Here is a 3,821-nt window from a genome sequence, read left to right as displayed (position 1 = left end):
GCGGTGGACAGGTAGCGCACCAGATCCGCGTCCGGTATGCGCCCGGTGAACTCGACGTGCTCTTCGAGCCCGAGCCGGCGGGACAGCTCCACCATCTCGTCGAAGGTGTCGCCGGCGCCGACGAACACCGCGTGCCAGTCGGTCCGCCCGACCTCGTCGCGCAGCCTCGCCAGGGCGCGCAGGGCGTAGTCGACGCCGTCCTGCGGGCCCATCACGCCCAGGTAGCACAGCAGATGCGGCCTGCCGCGCTTCAACTCCGGCTCGGGCGGGACCGGGTGGAACCGGCTGACGTCCGGCGCGCTGCGCACCACAAAGACGTCCTCCGGCCGGCGGCCGCCGCGGCGCACCGCGACGTCCCGGTAGCTCTCGTTGGTGGCGAGCACGACGTCGGCGGCCCGGTAGGTCAGCTTCTCCAGCAAGCACACCGCCCGGTAGAGCAGGTCCTCACCGCGGCCGAACCGGGAGAGGTACAGCTCGGGGACCAGGTCGTGCTGATCGAAGACAAACCGCGCTCCCCGCCGTTTGAGCCACAGCGCCGGAAGGAACAGCAGGTCGGGCGGGTTGCAGGCGTGGACCACGTGGACCGGGCCGACCTTCCTGGCCAGCCGGAACGTGTGCCACAACGCCGACCCGTACTCGCGCGGGTAGCCCGCCGGCCCTCCGGTGGCCGCACGCAACGGGTAGCGGTGGATCCGCACCCCGTCGATCACCACTTCCGACTCCGTGTCCCGCTTTGTCCCCCGCGGGCAGATGACGTGCACCTCCCAGCCCGCGTCGCGCAGCGTCGTGCACTCCTGCCAGACGCGCCGGTCGAACGGCACCGACAGGTTCTCCACCAGGACCAGAGCGCGACGACCCCGACGGCCGCCGCCGGTCGCTTCACCAGGCAAGACCCACGTACCCCCGTTCGGCCCGGCGCGCCTCGGCGTCGGGAAGGCGGACAAGATCGACGACGACCTGGTCGCCGCCGTGCGGCAGGGCCGAGAGCACCGCCGGATCCCTGGTCCCGATCAGGCACACCTCGGCGTGCTCGACCACCTCGTCCACGGAGTCCGCGAGGAGCCGTGCGAGGTGCGGCAGCCGGGTCTCGATGTACTCGCGGTTCGCGCCGAGCAGCCGGGACAGGTTCACGTTCGCGTCGTGGATCCGCAGGTCGTACCCCTTGCCGAAGAGCCGCTCCGCCAGCTCCACCAGCGGGCTCTCCCGCAGGTCGTCGGTGCCCGGTTTGAAGGACAGCCCGAACAGGCCCACCCGGCGCTTCCCGGTGCGCTCGACCAACTCCACCGCGCGCTGCAGATGCTCGGCGTTGGAGGGCAGCACGTGCGCGAGGATGGGAACGGAGATGTTGGCCCGCCGCGCCGCGTGGACCAGGCTGCGGAGGTCCTTCGGCAGGCACGACCCGCCGAAGGCGAAGCCGGGTCGCAGGTAGGCGGGGCTGATGTTCAGCTTGCGGTCGGCGAGGAACACGTCCATCACCTGGTGCGAGTCCACCCCGAGCGCCTGGCACACCGCGCCCAGCTCGTTCGCGAAGCCGATCTTCAGGCCGTGGAACGCGTTGTCCGCGTACTTGATCGCCTCGGCCGTCGGGACCGGCACCCGGAACACCTCGCCCGGCAGGCCGTCGTACAGCGCCGCCACCGTGTCGCCGCTCGCCGGGTCCAGCTCGCCTATGACGGTCTTCGGCGGGTCGAAGAAGTCCCGCACGCTGGTGCCCTCACGCAGGAACTCCGGGTTGACCGCCACACCGACGTCCACCCCGGCCGTGCCGCCGACGTACTTCTCCAGGATCGGCACCAGCAGGTTCAGGCAGGTGCCCGGGAGCATGGTGCTGCGGAACACCACCGTGTGCCGCCCGCCCCGCTCGGCCAGGGCCGCGCCGATCTGCTCGGTGACCCGCTCCAGGTACGTCGTGCACAGACCGCCGTCCGGTTCCGACGGCGTCCCGACGCAGACCAGCGAGACCTCGCTGGCGCCGACCGCCTCGCGCACGTCGCCGGTGGCGCGTAACGCGCCGCTTCGCACCACGTCGGCGATCAGCTCGCCGATCCGCTCCTCGACCACCGGCGCCCTGCCCTTGTTCACCAGGTCGACCTTCACCGGGTTCACGTCCACCCCGACGACCTCGTGACCCATGCTGGCCAGGCACGCGGCCGACACGCAGCCCACGTAGCCGAGCCCGAACACGCTGATCCTCACGACCGGTTCCTCCCCGCAAGGCAGGCCCGTGGGCCCGCGGTCCGCGCGCCGGCCGAAGTCGACCCCCGCGTTGTCATCAGTAGGCCCCCTGCCCGTGCAGCACCGCACGCAGCGTCTTCCAGAGGATCACCGCGTCCAGGGCGAGCGACCAGTCCTCCACGTACCGCAGGTCGAGCCGGACCGCTTCCTCCCACGACAGGTCGCTGCGCCCGCTGATCTGCCACAGCCCGGTGAGCCCGGGCTTGACCAGCAGCCGCCGCCGGATGTCGGGACCGTAGGAGGCGGACTCCTCCGGCAGCGGGGGCCGCGGACCGACCAGGGACATCGACCCGGTGAGCACGTTGAGCAGCTGCGGGAGTTCGTCGACCGAGTAGCGGCGCAGCACCGCCCCCACCCGGGTCACCCGCGGATCCCGGCGCAGCTTGAACAGGGGTCCCGCGCCCTCGTTGAGGGCGGCCAGTTCGGCGCGCGCCCGGTCGGCGCCGGCGACCATCGTGCGGAACTTGAGAATGGTGAACTCGCGACCGTCCTTGCCGACCCTGCGCTGCCGGTACAGCACCCCGCCCCGGGAGTCCAGCGCCACAAGCAGCGCGACGCACACCATCAGCGGCGCGAACAGGAGGAGCAGCGCGGCCGCGCCCAGCCGGTCGACCACCTCCTTGACCGCTCTGCGGCCGCCGGTGAAGGCCGGCATGCTGACCCGCAGCAGCGGTATCCCGAGCACCGCGTCGACGTGCAGCCGGGGGCCCGCCACCTCCATCAGCACGGGCGCCACCACCATCTCGGCGTCGCTGCCCTCGAGGTTCCACGCCAGCCGCTGCAACCGCTCCGGCGACCAGTGCGGATCCGGCGTGATGGCGACCACCCGGTAGCCGTCGCGGCGGACATGGCCCGCGACGTCCGTCAGCCGGCCGACGACCGGCACCCCGTCCAGCCGGTCACCGTCGAGCCAGCGGCCGTCCGCCGTGCAGACCGCGTCCACCCGCCAGCCGAGGTGCGGGAACTTGCGGGTGCGGCTGATCAGGTCGCGCACGGTGGCCGGGCTCCCGGCGGCGAGCACCGGCCGCAGGCACCGCCCGTCCTGCCGCCGTCGGTGCAGCCTCAGGCGGAGCAGATACCGCACGGTCATGGTGACCAGCGCGATCGCGGGTACCGCGACGAATATCCAGAGTTTGACGTTGTGCGAGGTGAGGGCGATTCCGCCGAGCGCGAGGATGACGGTCGCCGTGAAAAGCGAGCGTCCGAGTCGACGGAACTCCTCGGCGCCCTGGCCGAGAACAGTCGGTGCCCACGAACGGTTCACCGCGAGTGAGCCCAGCACCAGCAACTCGGTGCCGAAAGCGAGAATCCCCCACTTCTCGTGCCAGTCGGCCGCGTCCCGGGCCCCGAAGAAGCCGCCGATCGCCGCCACCACGATCGCGGTGGCCACGGCGTCCCCGATGATCACGGTACGGCGGTACCGCTGCTCCCAGTCGACCGCCGGCTGACGGACCGTCCCGTTCGCCGGGCGCCCGTGCGCCGGCGTGACCGGACTGGCTAATCCCCCCTGCCGCACAGAACCCCCCAAGGTTCCCCGTGGTTCGACGTGCTCGCCTCACACTGTTCCTCCCGGGAGGCCCCCGCCC

3 protein-coding genes are annotated in these 3,821 nt (G+C 71.9%); all 3 read right to left on the bottom strand.

Annotated elements, in window-relative coordinates:
- On the bottom strand, positions 1-890 hold an 890-nt coding region (locus tag GL263_RS23125; RefSeq protein WP_182857682.1), incomplete at its 3' end, for a glycosyltransferase family 4 protein.
- On the bottom strand, positions 880-2,196 hold the full coding sequence (locus GL263_RS23120; RefSeq protein ID WP_182857681.1) for a nucleotide sugar dehydrogenase: 1,317 nt from the start codon (positions 2,194-2,196) through the stop codon (positions 880-882). The genes GL263_RS23125 and GL263_RS23120, both read right to left, overlap by 11 nt.
- Before the next feature lie 76 nt (positions 2,197-2,272).
- Positions 2,273-3,751, bottom strand: a complete 1,479-nt coding sequence (locus GL263_RS23115) for a sugar transferase (protein ID WP_182857683.1) — start codon at positions 3,749-3,751, stop codon at positions 2,273-2,275.
- Between the last annotated feature and the right edge of the window lie 70 nt (positions 3,752-3,821).

Origin of the sequence: Streptomyces durbertensis, from assembly GCF_014156695.1 — a bacterium.
GTDB lineage: Bacteria > Actinomycetota > Actinomycetes > Streptomycetales > Streptomycetaceae > Streptomyces > Streptomyces durbertensis.
Note: the sequence above shows the minus strand (reverse complement) of the source record. Positions and strands in the feature narration are given on the sequence as shown.